Genomic DNA, 16,617 nt, shown 5'->3' on the forward strand with positions numbered 1-16,617 from the left:
TCCTGAAACAATGGGTCGCACGGGTCTTCAAAAGCAAAACGCGCGTCATCACGCGCGCTTGGGGCAGGCTCGTGCAGCGGACTTCCGGCTCGATGCTAGCACTTGTTTTTTTGCGCGATAACCCCGCAAAAGCCTGCTGCATAGCAGCATTTTGCGCGACGTTCGCCGCGAAGTGCGCCGGCTCGCAGACGCTGGACGTACAATGCGCGCCATTGTCGACCTGTTGCCGCCCACTGCCTTGAAGAAGTCCGATTTCCACTACGACCTGCCGGCTGAACTGATCGCGCAGGCGCCCCTGGCCGAACGTTCCGCAAGCCGCCTGCTGCTGGTACCGCCGGCGCCCGATGCTTTCACCGATCTGCAGGTCCGCGACCTGCCGTCACTGCTGCAGCCGGGCGACCTGCTGGTATTCAACGACACCCGGGTGATCCCGGCGCGCCTGTTCGGGCAGAAGGCCAGCGGCGGCCGCGTCGAGATCCTGATCGAGCGCCTGCTCGGCGGCCAGCAGGCACGTGCCCAGGTGGGCGCCAGCAAGTCGCCGAAGGCCGGCAGCCGCATCGCGCTGGATGCCGGTGGTGAAGCCGAGGTGCTGGGCCGCGATGGCGAGTTCTACGCGCTGCAGTTCCATGTGTCGGAATCGCTGGAACAGTGGCTGCTGCACGCCGGTCGCCTGCCGCTGCCACCCTACATCCAGCGCGAGCCGGGCGTGGACGACCGCGAGCGCTACCAGACCGTGTTCGCGCGCGAAGTGGGCGCGGTGGCGGCGCCGACCGCCGGCCTGCATTTCGACGAACCGCTGCTGGCCGCGCTGAAGGACAAGGGCGTGGACTTCGGCCACGTCACCCTGCACGTGGGAGCGGGCACCTTCCAGCCGGTGCGCGCCGATGACCTGAAGGACCACGTGATGCACCGCGAGTGGCTGAACGTCGGCGCTGAGCTGGTGCAGCAGGTGCGGCGCACGCGCGCCGCCGGCGGCCGGGTGATCGGCGTCGGCACCACCGTGGTGCGCGCGCTGGAAAGCGCGATGCGTGATGGCGAACTGCTGCCGTTTGCCGGTGAAACGCAGATCTTCATCACCCCGGGCTACCGCATCCGCAGCGTCGACGCGATGGTGACCAACTTCCACCTGCCGGAAAGCACCCTGCTGATGATGATTTCCGCGTTTGCCGGCAAGGAACGCGTGTTCGAGGCCTACCAGCACGCGATCGAGCAGCGCTACCGCTTCTTCAGCTACGGCGACGCGATGCTGCTGTTCCCGCAGGCCGACTGAAGAGGCTGGAGGCTCTGGGAGGGCGGAGACCCCTGTAGGCGCGCACCTTGGTGCGCACGCCTTCTTGGGAGACAATGGGCAACTATTTGCCCGAATGACCGCTCCATGTCCCGATTGCAGTTCCAGCTCCAGACCCGCGACGGCCGTGCCCGCCGTGGCCGCCTGACCTTCCCGCGTGGCACGGTGGAAACGCCGGCCTTCATGCCGGTGGGGACCTATGGCTCGGTCAAGGGCATCCTGCCGGACCAGGTGCGTGCGCTGGGCGCCGAGATCATCCTCGGCAACACCTTCCACCTGTACCTGCGCCCGGGCCTGGACATCATCGCCGACCACGGCGGCCTGCATGGCTTCTGCCGTTGGGATGGCCCGATCCTGACCGATTCGGGTGGTTTCCAGGTGTTCTCGCTGGCCCACCGCCGCAAGATCACCGAGCAGGGCGTGACCTTTGCCTCGCCCACCGATGGTGCCCGCGTGTTCCTGGGCCCGGAAGAGAGCATGAAGATCCAGAAGGTGCTCGATTCGGACGTGGTGATGATCTTCGACGAGTGCACCCCTTACCCGGCCACCGAGGATGTGGCGCGCCGCTCGATGGAGCTGAGCCTGCGCTGGGCCCAGCGCAGCCGCAACGCGCATGACGAGCTCGGCAACGACGCGGCCCTGTTCGGCATCGTCCAGGGTGGCGTGCACACCGACCTGCGCAGCCGTTCGGCCGAGGCCCTGCAGGCGATCGGCTTTGACGGCTACGCCATCGGCGGCCTGGCCGTGGGCGAGCCGGAGCACGAGCGCAACGCCATGCTCGACCACCTGGACCCGGAGCTGCCGGGCGACCGTCCGCGCTACCTGATGGGTGTGGGCCGGCCGGAGGACCTGGTCGAGGGTGTCGCACGTGGCGTGGACATGTTCGACTGCGTGATGCCGACCCGCAATGCGCGCAACGGCCACTATTTCACCTCGTTCGGCACCGTCCGCATCCGCAACTCCCAGTACGCGCGCGACATGGACCCGATCGAGCCGGGCTGCGGCTGCGTGGCCTGCACTGGTGGCTACACCCGTTCCTACCTGCGCCACCTGGACCGCTGCAACGAGATGCTGGCGCCGATGCTGGGCACCCTGCACAACCTGTTCTATTACGAAAAGCTCATGGCCGACATCCGTGCGGCCATCGAGGCGGGAACCTTCCTGGCCTTCCGTGAGTCTTTCTACGCGGCACGCGGGGCGGTGGCCCCGCCCCTCTAGCCCGAACGCCCCCTGCCAAACGGCCCAAGGACGAACGCCCGGGGCCGTGGCATACTTCAAGGCTGACCCAGATCCGCGGTCGACACCTCGTGCCCGTGAAACGGCCGAAGCGCCGCCCAACCAAAGGACCAACGATGAACCTGCTTGCCTTCCTGATTCCCGCCGCCCACGCCCAGGCCGCCGGCGGCCAACCGCAGGGCATGGGCCTGACCACGCTGCTGTTCCCGGTCATCCTGATCGCCATCATGTACTTCCTGATGATCCGCCCGCAGATGAAGCGGCAGAAGGAGCACAAGGCCATGCTGGAGAAGATCAAGCGTGGCGATGAAGTGCTGACCAATGGCGGCATCGCCGGCATCGTCACCGACATCGGCGACAACTTCATCACCATTGAAGTGGCTGACAACGTGCGCATCCGCGTGCAGAAGGGCGCTGTCGGCAACGTGCTGCCGGCCGGTACCCTGAAGTCGGCCCAGTAAGCCACTCCCTTTCCGATGCACAACCGCGGCGCCGGGGATGGCGCCGCGCGGGACCCAAGCAATGCTCGAATTTCCACGCTGGAAGTACGTCGTCATCCTGATCGTACTGGCGCTCAGCGCGCTGTACGCGCTGCCCAACATCTACCAGAAGGACCCGGCCCTCCAGATCACCGCCAACCGTGGCGGCCAGATCGACGATGCGCTGCGCGACCGTGTGCTGGCCGACCTGAAGACGGCCGGCGTCACCCCCATTGGTGTCGAGAAGGAAGGGGAAAGCCTGATTGTCCGCCTGCCGGACCTGAAGGCGCAGTCCGCTGCCAGCGACGCCCTGCGTGACACCGTCGGCGAGAAGTACACCGTGGCCCTGAACCTGGCCTCGACCGTGCCGGACTGGCTGGCCAAACTCGGTGGCCGCCCGATGGTGCTGGGCCTGGACCTGCAGGGTGGCGTGCACTTCGTGCTGCAGGTCGACCAGAAGGCGGCTCTGGACAAGCGTCTGGACGCCTATACCGAAGACGTGCGCAGCACCCTGCGTGACGCGCGCATTCCTTACCAGTCGGTGGAACGCCGTGCTGACAACAGCATCGTGGCCAACCTGAGCCCGTCGGCGGGTGACGATGCCGCGCAGCGTGCCCGCGCCGCGCTGGTCAAGGCGCAGCCGACCCTTGGCTACGACGTCAGCGGCAACCGCATCACGGTTACCGTGCCGGACGCCGAGATCGCACAGATCGCCAACGGTGCCATCGAGCAGAACATCAACACGCTGCGCAACCGTGTGAACCAGCTGGGCGTGGCCGAGCCGATCATCCAGCGCCAGGGTGCCGACCGCGTGGTCGTGCAGCTGCCGGGCGTGCAGGACACCGCCGAAGCCAAGCGCATGATCGGCGCCACCGCTACCCTGGAGTACCGTGCGGTGGTTGAAGGCAACGCGCAGGATGCCATCGCCGCCGGCCGCATCCCGCCGGAAGCGAAGGTCTACCAGCAGCGTGACGGCCGCGGCCCGATCCTGCTGAACAAGCGCGTGATCGTCACCGGTGACCAGATGGTCGGCGCGCAGGCCGTGACCGATTCGAACAGCGGCTCCCCGGCGGTCAGCGTGACGCTGAACAATGTCGGTGGCCAGCGCATGTTCGACTTCACCAGCGCCAACGTGAACAAGCCGATGGCGGTGGTCTACACCGAACGCGTGCCGACCGTGACCGTCGTCGACGGCCAGGAAGTGCGTGGCTTCAAGGTCAACGAGGAAGTGATCTCGGTGGCCAACATCAACGGTGTGTTCGGCAAGAACTTCCAGACCACCGGTCTGCAGAAGAAGGAAGCCGAGGACCTGGCCAAGCTGCTGAAGTCCGGCTCGCTGGCCGCGCCGATGGACTTCGTCGAAGAGCGCGTGGTCGGCCCGAGCCTGGGTGCCGAGAACGTCAAGAACGGCATGCGCGCGGTGGTGTTCGCCTTCCTGTTCACCCTGGTTTTCTTCAGCGTCTACTACCGCATGTTCGGCGTGATCACCTCGATCGCGATGCTGTTCAACCTGTTGATCGTGGTGGCGGTGATGTCGCTGTTCGGCGCGACCATGACCCTGCCGGGCTTCGCCGGCCTGGCGTTGTCGGTCGGCCTGTCGGTGGACGCCAACGTGCTGATCAACGAGCGTATCCGTGAAGAGCTGCGTGCCGGCGTGCCGGGCAAGACCGCGATCGTGACCGGTTACGAGCGTGCTTCCGGCACCATCCTCGACGCCAACCTGACCGGCCTGATCGTCGGTGTGGCGCTGTTCGCATTCGGTACCGGTCCGCTGAAGGGCTTCGCGCTGACCATGATCATCGGTATTTTCGCCTCCATGTTCACCGCGATCACCGTATCGCGTGCGCTGGCGACGCTGATCTACGGCCGCCGCAAGAAGCTCCAGAACGTGGCCATCTGACGGGACGACACGCACATGAAACTGTTTCCGCTGCACATCCTCCCGAACGACACCAAGATCGACTTCATGCGCTGGCGCCATGTCGCGATGGTCGTCACGGTCATCGTGTTCCTGGCCTCGGTCGCCATCATCGGCATCAAGGGCTTCAACTACGCGCTGGACTTCACCGGCGGCACCCTGATCGAAGCCCGCTTCGACAAGGCCGTGGACGTCGAGCAGGTCCGTACCAAGCTTGAGGAAAGTGGCTTTGACGGTGCCCAGGTGCAGAGTGTCGGTGGCAACACCGATCTGCTGATCCGCCTGGCCCCGCACGGTGAGCACGCTGCCGGTACGGGCGACGCCGCGCACGAAGACAAGGCCACCGCCGCAGCCGTGGTGAAGGCCCTGTCCACCGCCGACAACCAGGCCACCGTGCTCCGCAACGAGTTCGTGGGTCCGCAGATCGGCAAGGACCTGGCGATGAATGGCCTGTACGCCACCATCTTCATGCTGGCCGGCTTCCTGATCTACATCGCGGTGCGCTTCGAATGGAAGTTCGCGGTCACCGCCAGCATCGTGGCGATGTTCGACCTGATCGTGACGGTGGCTTACGTGTCCCTGCTGGGCCGTGAGTTCGACCTGACCGTGCTGGCCGGCCTGCTGTCGGTGATGGGCTTTGCGATCAACGATCTGATCGTGGTCTTCGACCGTGTCCGCGAGAACTTCCGCAGCCTGCGCGTGGACTCGATGGAAGTGCTGAACCGTTCGATCAACCAGACGCTGTCGCGTACGGTGATCACCGCGGTGATGTTCTTCCTGTCGGCGCTTGCCCTGTACATGTACGGCGGCAGCTCGATGGAAGGCCTGGCCGAGACGCACATGATCGGTGCGGTGATCGTGGTGCTGTCCTCGATCCTGGTGGCGGTGCCGATGCTGACGATCGGTTTCCTGCGCGTCAGCAAGCAGGACCTGCTGCCGAAGGCGAAGGACGTCGAGGCCCTGGCCCGTCGCCCGTAAGCGTTCGCGCTGCACGCAACACGCAGAGAACCCCGCGCAAGCGGGGTTTTTTGTTGGCAGGGCTTGCAGCCCTGCACCTGCAGAGGCAACAGCAACAGCAACAGCGGGCATTCCGTGGATTGGTGGGGCGGTGTCGGAGTGCGGGGGCGCCGCAAGTACGTCCCTGTAGGCTTGGCAGCCGCATCCATGCGACTGACACCCCGCACTCGGACACCGCCCCACCTCTGACAGACCCCTGTGGCTGTCGGTAGGTGTCGACCTTGGTCGGCACTTCTGTGAGATATCGATAATCAAACTCGGATCAGATTTACTGTGTCGACCAAGGTCGACACCCACCAGAGCAGAAAGCCGTCCTGACAGATCGCGGAAATCTGTCGAAGGCGGGGTGGGTCCGGTTGAGGGGGCGTGAGCCGCATGGATGCGGCGACCGAGCTTACATGGACGTACTTGCAGCGTCCCCCGCAACCGGATCCACCCCGCCGACCCGCAGGAAACCAGCTTTTTGCTGTTGCTTCGGCACTGGCTTTTAGCGGGTGCAGGGCGCAGCCCTGCAAAGAGAAACCCCACCCTACGCCAGCGTCGGTTGTGCATTCGGCCCCCGCGCACTACGATCCTGCGGTTCGCGCGCGCAGGCGCGCATCCGTATTCCTGCTGAGCGCCCCGCGCGCCGCATCTGCCAACCCGAGGTATCCATGGTCATCAAACCGCGCGTCCGCGGCTTCATCTGCGTCACCACCCACCCGACCGGCTGCGAGGCCGCGGTCAAGCAGCAGATCGACTACATCCGCGCGCGCCCGCCGATCCAGAACGGCCCCAAGCGCGTGCTGGTGATCGGCGCCTCGACCGGCTACGGCCTGGCTGCGCGCATCACCGCTGCCTTTGGCAGTGGCGCCGCCACCCTCGGCATCTTCTTCGAACGCCCGGGCAGCGAGACCAAGCCGGGTACCGCGGGCTGGTACAACTCGGCCGCATTCCACAAGTACGCCGACGAAGCCGGCCTGTACGCCAAGAGCATCAACGGCGATGCCTTCTCCGATGAAGTGAAGGCCAGGGCCATCGAGATGATCAAGGCCGATCTCGGCCAGGTCGACCAGGTCGTCTACAGCCTGGCAGCGCCGCGCCGCAAGCACCCGAAGACCGGTGAAATCATCAGCTCCACGCTGAAGCCGATCGGCGAGCCGATCACCCTGCGTGGCCTGGATACCGACAAGGAAGTGCTTACCGAGACCCACCTGCAGCCGGCTACTCCGGAAGAGATCGCCGGTACCGTCGCGGTGATGGGCGGTGAGGACTGGCAGATGTGGATCGACGCGCTGGCCGACGCCGGCGTGCTGGCCAACGGCTGCACCACCACTGCTTTCACCTACGTGGGCGAAGAGATCACCCAGGCGATCTACTGGAATGGCTCGATCGGCGCGGCCAAGAAGGATCTGGACACCAAGGTGCTAAGCCTGCGCGAGAAGCTGGCCAAGATCGGCGGCGATGCGCGCGTGTCGGTGCTGAAGGCCGTGGTCACCCAGGCCAGCTCGGCCATTCCGACCATGCCGCTGTACCTGTCGCTGCTGTTCAAGGTGATGAAGGAAAAGGGCACGCACGAAGGCTGCATCGAGCAGCTCGACGTGCTGTACGACATTCTCTACGGTGGCAAGGCCGACGGCGTGGCGATCGATCGCCTGCGCCACGACCTGGTCGATGGCGATGGCCACACCGTTGCGCTGGTCGATGACGAAGGCCGCCTGCGTGCCGATTACAAGGAAATGGCTGCGGACGTGCAGGGCAAGGTGGTTGCGCTGTGGCCGCAGGTGACCAACGAGAACCTCTACGAGATCAGCGATCTGGCCGGCTACAAGGCCGACTTCCTGCGCCTGTTCGGTTTCGGCGTGGAGGGCGTTGACTACGAAGCCGACGTCAATCCGGACGTGAAGATCGAAAATCTGGTCGACATGACCTGATCAATGAAAAGGCCGGCGAAAGCCGGCCTTCTCGTTTGTGTAGAGCCGAGCCATGCTCGGCTGCGCTTCGCTTGAGTCCGGCAGCTGAGCATGGCTCGGTTCTGCAGGTAGGGATCAACCGAACTCGAACCCCATCTCCGGCAGCGCCGGGCCAACGAAGTCGCCCTGCACGTAGTCCACGCCGGCACTGAACAGCAGGGTCATCGAATTGGCGTCGCTGACGAACTCGGCGATTGTGCGGATGCCGGCTCCCTGCGCGCGCGCGGTGATCTGGCTGATGCGGTCGATGTTCTCGCGGGTGGCCGCCAGATCGCTGGTGAAGCCGCGGTCCAGCTTCAGGAACTGCGGCTGGAAGTGGGCCAGCAGCTGGAACGAGTCCAGCCCCGAACCGAACTGCTCCAGGCCGATGCGGCAGCCCAGGGGCGCCACTTCGGCCAGGAACTGCTGCGCACTGCGCAGGTGGGTGAACACTTTCGCTTCCGGCGCATGCAGCCACAGCCGTTCGCCGGGCACGCCTTGTGCCTGCAGCTCGCGTCGCAGCGTGGCGATCATCTGCGGGTCGTCGAACGATTCCGGCGTCACCTTCACCAGCATCTGCGTGGCATGGCCTTCGCGTGCACGTTGGCCCAGCACTGCGATGGCCTGTGACACCACCCAGCGGTTGATGTCGGCCAGCAGGCCGTGTTCCTCTGCGATGCCGAGGAACGCGGTCGGGCTCAGCAGCTCGCCGTTGTGCTCAAGGCGCAGGTAGGCCTCATACAGCTCCAGCGACTCGCCCTGCAGGTTCAGCACCGGCTGGTAGTGCAGCTGGAAGCCATCACCGGCCAGCGCTTCACGGATACGGGCGACCCAGCGCAGCACGCGTTCTTCCTCCACGCGGTCGGCGGCGGCCGGGTCGAAGATGCGGCAGGTGTTGCCCAGTTCGGCGGCGGCCTGCGTGCATTCGCTGGCGCGTGCCAGCACCTGGCCGATGCTGGCGATCTTCTCGCCCACCTGCACGCCACCGATGCTGACCGTTACTGTGGCCGAACGCGCGCCGATGCTGAAGACGTGTGCGGCGTAGGCTTCGCGGATGCGCTCGGCCAGTGCCACGGTCTGCGCGTAGGGTCCGGCCTGCAGCACGGCGAAATTGTGTTCGCCGAAGCGGGCCAGCTGCGCGTCCTCGCCAACCACCTCGGCCAGCAGGCCGGCAAGTGCGCCGATCAGGGTGTCGGCCGACGCCAGGCCGATGTCCGGCAGCAGGCGCGCGTAGTGGTCCGGCTCGATCAGCAGCAGGCCGAACTGGCCCTCGCTGCGCCCGGCCTGGGCCACCGCGCTTTCCAGCTGCAGCATGAAGGTCGGGCGGTTGAGCAGGCCGGTGACCTGGTCGCGCTGTCGCAGGTCCTCGACCTCGCGCGCCAGCTCCGGATCGAACTCCATGCGGCGTCGGAGCACCACCTGCAGGCAGGATTCGCCCTCGTAGGTGGCGGCGGTGAATTCCATCGTCGCCGGGAACGCGCTGCCATCCTCGTGACGGGCATCAAGCTGGTACTGCGGCGGCGGCGCCTCGCCACGGCTGAGGCCCTTCAGCAGCTGCTTGAAGCCTTCCACATGCTGGGCGGCGACCATGTCCAGCAGCGAGATGCCTTCGATGTCGTCGAAATGCTCGTAGCCGAACATCTCCAGGTAGGCGTCGTTGGCGCGGATGTGCATGCCTTCATGCACGTAGGCGATGGGGTCGCGCGAGGAGGCGATCAGGGCATCGCAGCGGCGCTCGGTCTCGCGCATCTGCGCCTCGATGCGGCGCAGGCCACGACGTGCCTGCAGGTCCACCCACTGGTCACGGACCACAGCGAGCAGGTGCTCGGAACGCTGGCGCAGGGCGAGGGCACGGATGCCGTGGCTGCTGGCCTGCACCAGTTCGTCTTCGTCGATGCGCTCGGCCAGCAGTACCAGCGGAATGTCCTTGCCGCTGGCAGCAATATGCTGGGCCACCAGTGGCAGCGGAATGCCCTGGGAGGGCGAAGCCAGCACCAGGTCGATGGCCTGGCCGGCCAGCACCTGGGCCAGCTCGGCTGCATCCTGCGGGCGCCACGGACGTACCGCGATGCCGCTGTTGCGCAGGGTGCTGACGATGGCCTCGGCATTTTCGCCGCTGTCATCGACGATCAGCAGGCGGATGGTGATGTCGTTCGCGTTCTGCATGCACTGCTCCCCAATCTGCAAATCTAGATACACGATGCGCGCCGAACCGTCCATGCGCGCACCCCTTGCACGCATCGAACGGCGATGTGGTTCACACCACGCCACCGGCCGCGTGGCCGCTGGCCCAGGCCCACTGGAAGTTGTAGCCGCCCAGCCAGCCGGTCACATCCAGCACCTCGCCAACGAAATGCAGGCCCGGCACGCGCTTGGATTCCATCGTCGAAGACGAGACCTCGGCGGTGTCCACGCCGCCCAGGGTGACCTCAGCGGTACGGTAGCCTTCGGTGCCGCTGGCCACCAGCGGGAACGCGCCCAGCAGCTGTGCGGCCTGGCGCAGCACCGGCTCGTCCAGCTGCCGGACGGGCCGGTCGGGCAGCCAGTGTTCGCACAGCCGCTGTGCCAGCCGCTTCGGCAGTACCTCGCCCAGCACCGTGCGCAGCTCGGCGGCGGGTCGTTCGCGCTTCATCTGGCGCAGCCACTCGCCGGCATCCTGGCCGGGCAGCAGGTCCAGCTCCAGCGCGTCGCCGGGTTGCCAGAACGAGGAGATCTGCAGGATCGCCGGGCCACTCACGCCGCGATGGGTCAGCAGCATGAAGTTCTGGAAGCTCTTGCCGTTGCAGCGCGCCTCGATGGGGAGAGCGACGCCGCTGAGATCGGCCAGCCGTTCCTGGTGCTTGCCACTGAGCGTCAGCGGCACCAGCCCTGCGCGGGTCGGCAGCACCTGGTGGCCGAACTGTCGGGCCACTTCATAACCAAAGCCGGTGGCGCCCATGCTGGGAATGGACAGGCCGCCGGTGGCAACCACCAGCGAGGCGCAATGGAACAGGCCATGGGTGGTGTGCACACGGAAGCCATCGCTGCCGTGCTCGATGCGCTGCACGCTGCAGTCGGTACGGACCTGCACGCCTGCCGCCTGGCATTCGTCCACCAGCATCTTCACGATCTGCTTGGACGAGACATCACAGAACAGCTGGCCCAGCTCTTTTTCGTGATACGCGATGCCGTGCTTGTGCACCAGCTCGATGAAGTGCCAGGGCGTGTAGCGCGCCAGCGCCGACTTGCAGAAGTGCGGGTTGGCCGACAGGAAGTTGGCCGGGGTGGTGCCGGTGTTGGTGAAGTTGCAACGGCCACCGCCGGACATCAGGATCTTCTTGCCGACCTTGTTGGCATGGTCGATCACCTGCACCTGGCGGCCTCGCTGGCCAGCCGTGATCGCGGTCATCAGCCCGGCCGCGCCGGCGCCGATGACCACTACATCGCAACGGATCGTGCTCATGCCTTGGCGCGCTTGCGCCAGTTCGGGATCACGTCGAGCTGGATCTGGTCGTTGAGCAGCTGCACTTCACCGTCCTGGATCAACACGCTCCAACGCATGGCGCGCTGGATCTGCTGGCCCCACAGTTCGACGAAGGCACCGTCGAGGTCGACCACCGAAAGGTTGTCGAAGCGCGCCAGGCCCTTGCTCTGCTTGCTCCACCAGATGTCCGAGGCGTTGCCGCCGTAGTTGATCACCTGCACCTGGCGGCTGCGGTTGCTGGCTTTGCGGATGCGCGATTCGTCCGGATGGCCCAGGTCGATCCACTGCAGGATGTCGCCGGTGTAGTCGTGTTCCCACAGATCCGGCTCGTCATCGGTGCTCAGGCCGCGGCCGAATTCGAGGCGATCGCTGGCATTGAGGGCGAAGGCGAGCAGGCGCACCATCAGGCGATCGTCGGTCTCGGACGGGTGCTGGGCCAGGGTCAGGTTGTGGGTCACGTAGTAGCCGCGATCCATGTCGCTGATCTGCAGTTCGGCCTTGCGGATGGTGGCGGTGAGAGCCATGGGGGGTCCGTGGACTAAAGACGACAATGATAGAGGTTTGCTCCAGGGGTGTCCGTTGCCGGTCTGTCTGCGCAGCGTCAACGGTGGCACTCTTGCGCTCTTTCCCGTGGCCGGAGTGGACGCCATGACCTTGCCCAGCCGCCTGCAGCTGCCGCCCGGCCACTGGCCCAGCCTGCTCGATGGCCTGTGCGCGCGTTTCCCGCGCATCGACCGCGCGCAATGGCAGGACCGTTTCGCCCGAGGCCGTGTGCAGGATGCGCGGGGCAGGGCACTGGCGCCGGACATGCCTTGGCAGGTTGGGCTGGAAATCCAGTACTTCCGCGAAGTGGCCGACGAGCCTGTGATTCCCTTCGCCGAGACCATCCTGCATCTGGATGCGCACCTGCTGGTGGCCGAAAAGCCGCACTTCCTGCCGGTGACGCCGGCCGGTGGCTATGTACGCGAAACCCTGCTGGCGCGCCTGGTCGCACGTACCGGAAACACCGAACTGGCGCCGTTGCACCGCTTGGACCGGCTGACCGCCGGCCTGGTGCTGTTCTCGACCCAGGCAGCCACGCGTGATGCCTATCAGCGGCTGTTCCGCGAGCGGCGCATCGAGAAGACCTATGAGGCGCTGGCACCGGCGCTGCCCGGGCTGGAGTTTCCGCTGCAGCGCGACAGCCGCCTGGTGGAGGGCGAGCCGTTCTTTCGCATGGCCGAAGTGCCGGGCGAGCCCAATGCGCGCAGCCGGATCGAGCTGATCGAGGCCGAAGGGCCGGTCTGGCGGTACCGGCTGCGGCCGGAAACCGGCCGCAAGCACCAGCTGCGCGTGCATATGGCGATGTTGGGCGCACCCATCGAGGGCGATGACCTGTATCCGCAGCTGAGGCCGCGCCGGGATGACACGTTCGAGTCGCCCCTGCAGCTGCTGGCGCAGGGGCTGGCCTTCGATGACCCATTGAGTGGGGAGCCACGGCGGTTCAGCAGCCAGCGGCGCCTGTGCCTGCCCGGCCAGAGCGGATAGGGCCGTTCAGCGAACCGGGCGTCGGGCCAGCCAGCGATCCAGCTCGGCGGCGAACAGCTGCCGGTCGCGCGGGCCCAGCGGCGGAGGGCCCCCGGTCTGCACTCCGGCGCCGCGCAGCTCTTCCATGAAATTGCGCATCGACAGCCGCTCGGCCATGTTGTTCGGGGTGTACAGCTGGCCGCGCGGGTTCAGCGCCACGGCCTTCTTCTCCAGCACCAGCGCGGCCAGTGGGATGTCCTGGGTGACGACCAGGTCTCCGGCGGCGACCCGTTCGACGATGGCGCTGTCGGCCACGTCCAGGCCCTGGGGCACCTGGATCGAGCGCAGCCAGCGTGAGGGCGGGGTCCGGATCCACTGGTTGGCGACCAGGGTCAGCTCGATGCCAACGCGTTCAGCGGCACGGAACAGGATGTCGCGAATGACGGTGGGGCAGGCGTCCGCGTCCACCCAGATGCGGGGGAGAGCGGGTTCAGCTTGGGTTTCAGCTTCAGTCATTTACCCAGTGTAGGGTAGGAAAATCCTGAATGGGGACTCGGGGTTAGCCTCGATCGGCTGCCAGCCCTTGTCACGTCTAGCGGGCGGGGCCAGCCCATGAACGTCCGGGCTATCGCTTTTTGCAGAAAACACGCGTATCGTTCGTCCCACTGTGTTTGCTAGGGTCACCGTGAATCGTGGCCTGGTGCAGTTGATCTCACGATCCGCTCATCGATCCGCTTTACCAACGCCTGCAACTCAGTCTCGGCCCCGATACCCGGTGGCTGCGATTTTTTCAACATGTGTTTCAGGAGTTAGTCAAATGTCTGATCGTCAGACCGGCACCGTCAAGTGGTTCAACGACGCCAAGGGCTTCGGCTTCATCACCCCGGAAAGCGGCCCGGACCTGTTTGTGCACTTCCGTGCCATCCAGGGCACCGGCTTCAAGACCCTGCAGGAAGGCCAGAAGGTTACCTTCATCGCCGTCCAGGGTCAGAAGGGTATGCAGGCTGACCAGGTGCAGGCGGTCTAATCCGTCTGCTACCGTTTGGTAGCCAGAACGCCGGAAGCGAAAGCTTCCGGCGTTTTTTATTGCCCGCTGCTTTGTAGAGTCGAGCTTGCTCGACTGTCTCTGGACAGCAGTCGAGCAAGCTCGACTCTACAAGCGGCATGCACTCTGCGCGGTAGGATGAAATTCCTCCCCAAGGATCATCCCCATGCGCATCGTCCATCACCTGGAAAACTCCCGTTCCCTGCGCGTGCTGTGGATGCTGGAGGAGCTGGGGCTGGACTACGAACTGCGCCGTTATCCGCGTGATCCGAAGACGCTGCTGGCGCCGCCGGAACTGCGCAACGTGCATCCGCTGGGCAAGTCGCCGGTACTGCAGGATGGCGAACTGGTACTGGCCGAGTCCGGCGCGATCCTCGACTACCTCGCGGACCGCTACGACACACAGCGCCAGCTGTCGCCGTCGCCGATGCCGGCCGATGGTGCCGAGCGCATCGCCTACCGCTATTGGCTGCACTACGCCGAAGGCTCGGCGATGCCGCCGCTGCTGCTGACCCTGGTGATGGGCCGCATCCGCAACGCGCCGATGCCGTTCTTCGCGCGCCCGATCGCGCGCAGCATCGCCGACAAGGCCGAACGTGGCTTCATCGGCCCACAGCGGCGCCTGCACCTGGACTGGATGGAGCGCCGCCTTGCCGAAAGCCCATGGTTCGCCGGCGAGCGCTTCAGTGCCGCCGACATCCAGATGAGCTTCCCGATCCAGGCTGCCGCCGCGCGCGGCGGTGGCCTCGACGACAAGCCGGCACTGCGTGGCTTCCTCAAGCGTATCGGCGAGCGCCCGGCCTACCAGCGTGCCGAGGCCCACGGCGGCCACCTGCAGGCGCTCAGCGGCAATTGAGGAGGGCGGCCGTCGCCCCCATCTTCAGCACCATGGATACCGACAGCCCCCGTTTCGACAACCGCCTGCTGCAGACCCTGCCGGGCGACCCCGAATCCGGCCCGCGCCGGCGCGAAGTGCTGGGCGCGGCCTGGTCGCCGGTGATGCCGACCCCGGTGACGGCGCCCACGCTGCTGGCCTGGGCACCGGACGTCGCCGCGATGCTTGGTTTCGATACCGCTGAGGTCGAGAGCGAAGGCTTCGCGCAGGTGTTTGGCGGCAATGCACTGTACGCCGGCATGCAGCCATGGGCCGCCAACTACGGCGGCCATCAGTTTGGCCATTGGGCCGGCCAGCTCGGCGATGGCCGTGCGATCTCGCTGGGTGAACTGGTCGCGCCGGATGGCCGGCATTGGGAGCTGCAGCTGAAGGGGGCCGGCCCCACGCCTTATTCGCGCGGCGCCGATGGGCGCGCAGTGCTGCGCTCATCCATCCGTGAATTCCTCTGCAGCGAGGCCATGCACCACCTGGGCGTGCCGACCACGCGCGCATTGTCGCTGGTGGGTACCGGCGACGACGTGGTGCGCGACATGTTCTACGACGGCCATCCGCGTGCAGAGCCCGGCGCCATCGTATGCCGGGTGTCGCCGTCGTTCCTGCGCTTTGGTTCCTTCGAACTGCCGGCGTCGCGCGGGGAAACCGCCCTGCTGCAGCAGCTGGTCGATGCCTGCATCGCGCGTGATTTCCCTGGAATGCAAGGGCAGGGCGAGGCGCTGTACGGCGACTGGTTCGCGCAGATCGCGGTGCGCACCGCCGAGATGATCGCGCACTGGATGCGCGTCGGCTTCGTGCATGGCGTGATGAATACCGACAACCTGTCCGTGCTCGGCCTCACGCTCGACTACGGTCCCTACGGCTGGGTCGAGGATTTCGATCCGGACTGGACGCCGAACACCACCGACGCGCAGGGTCGCCGCTACCGCTTCGGTACCCAGCCGCAGGTCGCGTACTGGAACCTGAGCCGGTTGGCGCAGGCACTGTCGCCGCTGTTCGCCGATGTCGCACCGCTGCAGGCCGGTCTGGCGGCTTACCAGTCCACCTTCGTGGCCTGCACGCGCCGCGACGCCGCAGCCAAGCTCGGCCTGGCCGCGGCCGACGATGACGACCTGCAGCTCTACCTGCGCTGGCAGCAGCTGATGCAGGACGGCGGGATGGACATGACCCTGGCCTGGCGCGCGCTGATGCGGATCGATCCGGTGGCGCCCGATGCGGGCGTGCTGGACGCGGTGTACTACGACGAGGCGCGCCAGCAGGCGGTGCAGGCACCGTTGCAGCAGTGGCTGCAGGACTACGCGGCGCGCCTGCTCAGCGATCCGCTGTCGGCCAGCGAACGCCTGGCGAAGATGGCAGCGGCCAACCCGCTGTACGTGCTGCGCAACTGGCTGGCACAGGAGGCGATCGACCGCGCCGAACAGGGCGACCACGGCGGTATTCATGCGTTGCAGGACGTACTGCGCGATCCATATACCGAGCGTGCCGACCTGGAACACTTCGCCGGCAAGCGCCCGGCGTGGGCCGACAACCGCGCCGGCTGCTCGATGCTGTCCTGCAGTTCCTGAGGGTGGTTTCGGCAGGGCTGCGTCCTGCACCTGCAGAGGCCACCGCGCAAGCAAAGGCCATAGCCAAAGCCAAAGCGGCTCTGGATTGTTGATGGTCTGGCGGGGCGGTGTGGGGCTGCAGGACACGCCGTAAACCCGTCCATGGGGACTCGATGGCGCCATCCATGGCGCCAACGGTCCTGCAGCCCCACACCGCCCCACCTCCGACAGATTCCCGCTGCTGTGGGTAGGTGTCGACCTTGGTCGACACGGTAGATCCACGCCATGCGTGGATGCTCTT

The 16,617-nt window shown here is 66.2% G+C and carries 14 protein-coding genes; 10 read left to right on the forward strand and 4 right to left on the reverse strand.

The window, feature by feature from the left end; all coding sequences use genetic code 11:
• Nucleotides 1-202 precede the first annotated feature (202 nt).
• From queA to fabV, 6 genes are all read left to right on the forward strand, one after another.
• Nucleotides 203-1,270 (forward strand): tRNA preQ1(34) S-adenosylmethionine ribosyltransferase-isomerase QueA, encoded by a 1,068-nt coding sequence (gene queA / locus R1H25_RS18530; RefSeq protein ID WP_317224305.1) that lies wholly within the window; start codon nt 203-205, stop codon nt 1,268-1,270.
• A gap of 105 nt (nt 1,271-1,375) precedes the next feature.
• Nucleotides 1,376-2,506, forward strand: coding sequence for a tRNA guanosine(34) transglycosylase Tgt (gene tgt / locus R1H25_RS18535; RefSeq protein ID WP_029379947.1), 1,131 nt, complete (start codon nt 1,376-1,378; stop codon nt 2,504-2,506).
• A 134-nt stretch (nt 2,507-2,640) separates the two neighbouring features.
• Nucleotides 2,641-2,985, forward strand: coding sequence for a preprotein translocase subunit YajC (yajC, locus tag R1H25_RS18540; protein WP_005409257.1), 345 nt, complete (start codon nt 2,641-2,643; stop codon nt 2,983-2,985).
• A 61-nt stretch (nt 2,986-3,046) separates the two neighbouring features.
• Nucleotides 3,047-4,903, forward strand: coding sequence for a protein translocase subunit SecD (secD, locus tag R1H25_RS18545; protein WP_317224306.1), 1,857 nt, complete (start codon nt 3,047-3,049; stop codon nt 4,901-4,903).
• Nucleotides 4,904-4,918: 15 nt separating this feature from the next.
• Nucleotides 4,919-5,899, forward strand: a complete 981-nt coding sequence (gene secF, locus R1H25_RS18550) for a protein translocase subunit SecF (RefSeq protein WP_049445754.1) — start codon at nt 4,919-4,921, stop codon at nt 5,897-5,899.
• 692 nt (nt 5,900-6,591) lie between these two features.
• Nucleotides 6,592-7,851 (forward strand): enoyl-ACP reductase FabV, encoded by a 1,260-nt coding sequence (gene fabV, locus R1H25_RS18555; RefSeq protein ID WP_317224307.1) that lies wholly within the window; start codon nt 6,592-6,594, stop codon nt 7,849-7,851.
• Between the two features lie 114 nt (nt 7,852-7,965).
• Here the strand turns inward: fabV and R1H25_RS18560 are convergent, their stop codons facing one another.
• From R1H25_RS18560 to R1H25_RS18570, 3 genes are all read right to left on the reverse strand, one after another.
• Nucleotides 7,966-10,035: an EAL domain-containing protein gene (locus R1H25_RS18560; protein WP_099590060.1), complete on the reverse strand. Its 2,070-nt coding sequence runs from the start codon at nt 10,033-10,035 to the stop codon at nt 7,966-7,968.
• Nucleotides 10,036-10,126: 91 nt separating this feature from the next.
• On the reverse strand, nt 10,127-11,311 hold the full coding sequence (locus tag R1H25_RS18565; RefSeq protein ID WP_313302588.1) for an NAD(P)/FAD-dependent oxidoreductase: 1,185 nt from the start codon (nt 11,309-11,311) through the stop codon (nt 10,127-10,129).
• Nucleotides 11,308-11,856 carry a YaeQ family protein gene (locus R1H25_RS18570; protein ID WP_049447615.1) on the reverse strand — a complete coding sequence of 183 codons (549 nt, stop codon included), beginning with the start codon at nt 11,854-11,856 and terminating at the stop codon, nt 11,308-11,310. The genes R1H25_RS18565 and R1H25_RS18570 overlap by 4 nt, the downstream gene beginning before the upstream one ends.
• Before the next feature lie 124 nt (nt 11,857-11,980).
• On the opposite strand from R1H25_RS18570, the gene R1H25_RS18575 reads away from it, so the two are divergent.
• Nucleotides 11,981-12,859, forward strand: a complete 879-nt coding sequence (locus R1H25_RS18575) for a pseudouridine synthase (RefSeq protein ID WP_317224308.1) — start codon at nt 11,981-11,983, stop codon at nt 12,857-12,859.
• A 6-nt stretch (nt 12,860-12,865) separates the two neighbouring features.
• Here the strand turns inward: R1H25_RS18575 and R1H25_RS18580 are convergent, their stop codons facing one another.
• Nucleotides 12,866-13,354: a YaiI/YqxD family protein gene (locus R1H25_RS18580; RefSeq protein ID WP_010484520.1), complete on the reverse strand. Its 489-nt coding sequence runs from the start codon at nt 13,352-13,354 to the stop codon at nt 12,866-12,868.
• A 301-nt stretch (nt 13,355-13,655) separates the two neighbouring features.
• Between R1H25_RS18580 and R1H25_RS18585 the strand changes: the two genes are divergently transcribed.
• The 3 genes from R1H25_RS18585 (at nt 13,656) to R1H25_RS18595 (ending at nt 16,337) form a co-directional block, all read left to right on the forward strand.
• A complete protein-coding gene (locus R1H25_RS18585; protein WP_004153307.1) occupies nt 13,656-13,865 on the forward strand; it encodes a cold-shock protein in 210 nt (69 codons plus the stop codon).
• A gap of 184 nt (nt 13,866-14,049) precedes the next feature.
• Nucleotides 14,050-14,739, forward strand: coding sequence for a glutathione S-transferase family protein (locus R1H25_RS18590; RefSeq protein WP_010484523.1), 690 nt, complete (start codon nt 14,050-14,052; stop codon nt 14,737-14,739).
• 32 nt (nt 14,740-14,771) lie between these two features.
• Complete coding sequence (locus tag R1H25_RS18595; protein ID WP_317224309.1) at nt 14,772-16,337, forward strand: protein adenylyltransferase SelO family protein; 1,566 nt, start codon at nt 14,772-14,774, stop codon at nt 16,335-16,337.
• The last annotated feature ends 280 nt before the right edge of the window (nt 16,338-16,617 follow it).

The organism is Stenotrophomonas veracruzanensis, from assembly GCF_032911525.1.
GTDB lineage: Bacteria > Pseudomonadota > Gammaproteobacteria > Xanthomonadales > Xanthomonadaceae > Stenotrophomonas > Stenotrophomonas africana.

Excerpts from the sequence above, each read along its gene's own strand:
- queA (WP_317224305.1), top strand. The coding sequence starts at position 203 with ATGCGCGCCATTGTCGACCTGTTGCCGCCCACTGCCTTGAAGAAGTCC.
- tgt (WP_029379947.1), top strand. The coding sequence starts at position 1,376 with ATGTCCCGATTGCAGTTCCAGCTCCAGACCCGCGACGGCCGTGCCCGC.
- yajC (WP_005409257.1), top strand. The coding sequence starts at position 2,641 with ATGAACCTGCTTGCCTTCCTGATTCCCGCCGCCCACGCCCAGGCCGCC.
- secD (WP_317224306.1), top strand. The coding sequence starts at position 3,047 with ATGCTCGAATTTCCACGCTGGAAGTACGTCGTCATCCTGATCGTACTG.
- secF (WP_049445754.1), top strand. The coding sequence starts at position 4,919 with ATGAAACTGTTTCCGCTGCACATCCTCCCGAACGACACCAAGATCGAC.
- fabV (WP_317224307.1), top strand. The coding sequence starts at position 6,592 with ATGGTCATCAAACCGCGCGTCCGCGGCTTCATCTGCGTCACCACCCAC.
- R1H25_RS18560 (WP_099590060.1), bottom strand. The coding sequence starts at position 10,035 with ATGCAGAACGCGAACGACATCACCATCCGCCTGCTGATCGTCGATGAC.
- R1H25_RS18565 (WP_313302588.1), bottom strand. The coding sequence starts at position 11,311 with ATGAGCACGATCCGTTGCGATGTAGTGGTCATCGGCGCCGGCGCGGCC.
- R1H25_RS18570 (WP_049447615.1), bottom strand. The coding sequence starts at position 11,856 with ATGGCTCTCACCGCCACCATCCGCAAGGCCGAACTGCAGATCAGCGAC.
- R1H25_RS18575 (WP_317224308.1), top strand. The coding sequence starts at position 11,981 with ATGACCTTGCCCAGCCGCCTGCAGCTGCCGCCCGGCCACTGGCCCAGC.
- R1H25_RS18580 (WP_010484520.1), bottom strand. The coding sequence starts at position 13,354 with ATGACTGAAGCTGAAACCCAAGCTGAACCCGCTCTCCCCCGCATCTGG.
- R1H25_RS18585 (WP_004153307.1), top strand. The coding sequence starts at position 13,656 with ATGTCTGATCGTCAGACCGGCACCGTCAAGTGGTTCAACGACGCCAAG.
- R1H25_RS18590 (WP_010484523.1), top strand. The coding sequence starts at position 14,050 with ATGCGCATCGTCCATCACCTGGAAAACTCCCGTTCCCTGCGCGTGCTG.
- R1H25_RS18595 (WP_317224309.1), top strand. The coding sequence starts at position 14,772 with ATGGATACCGACAGCCCCCGTTTCGACAACCGCCTGCTGCAGACCCTG.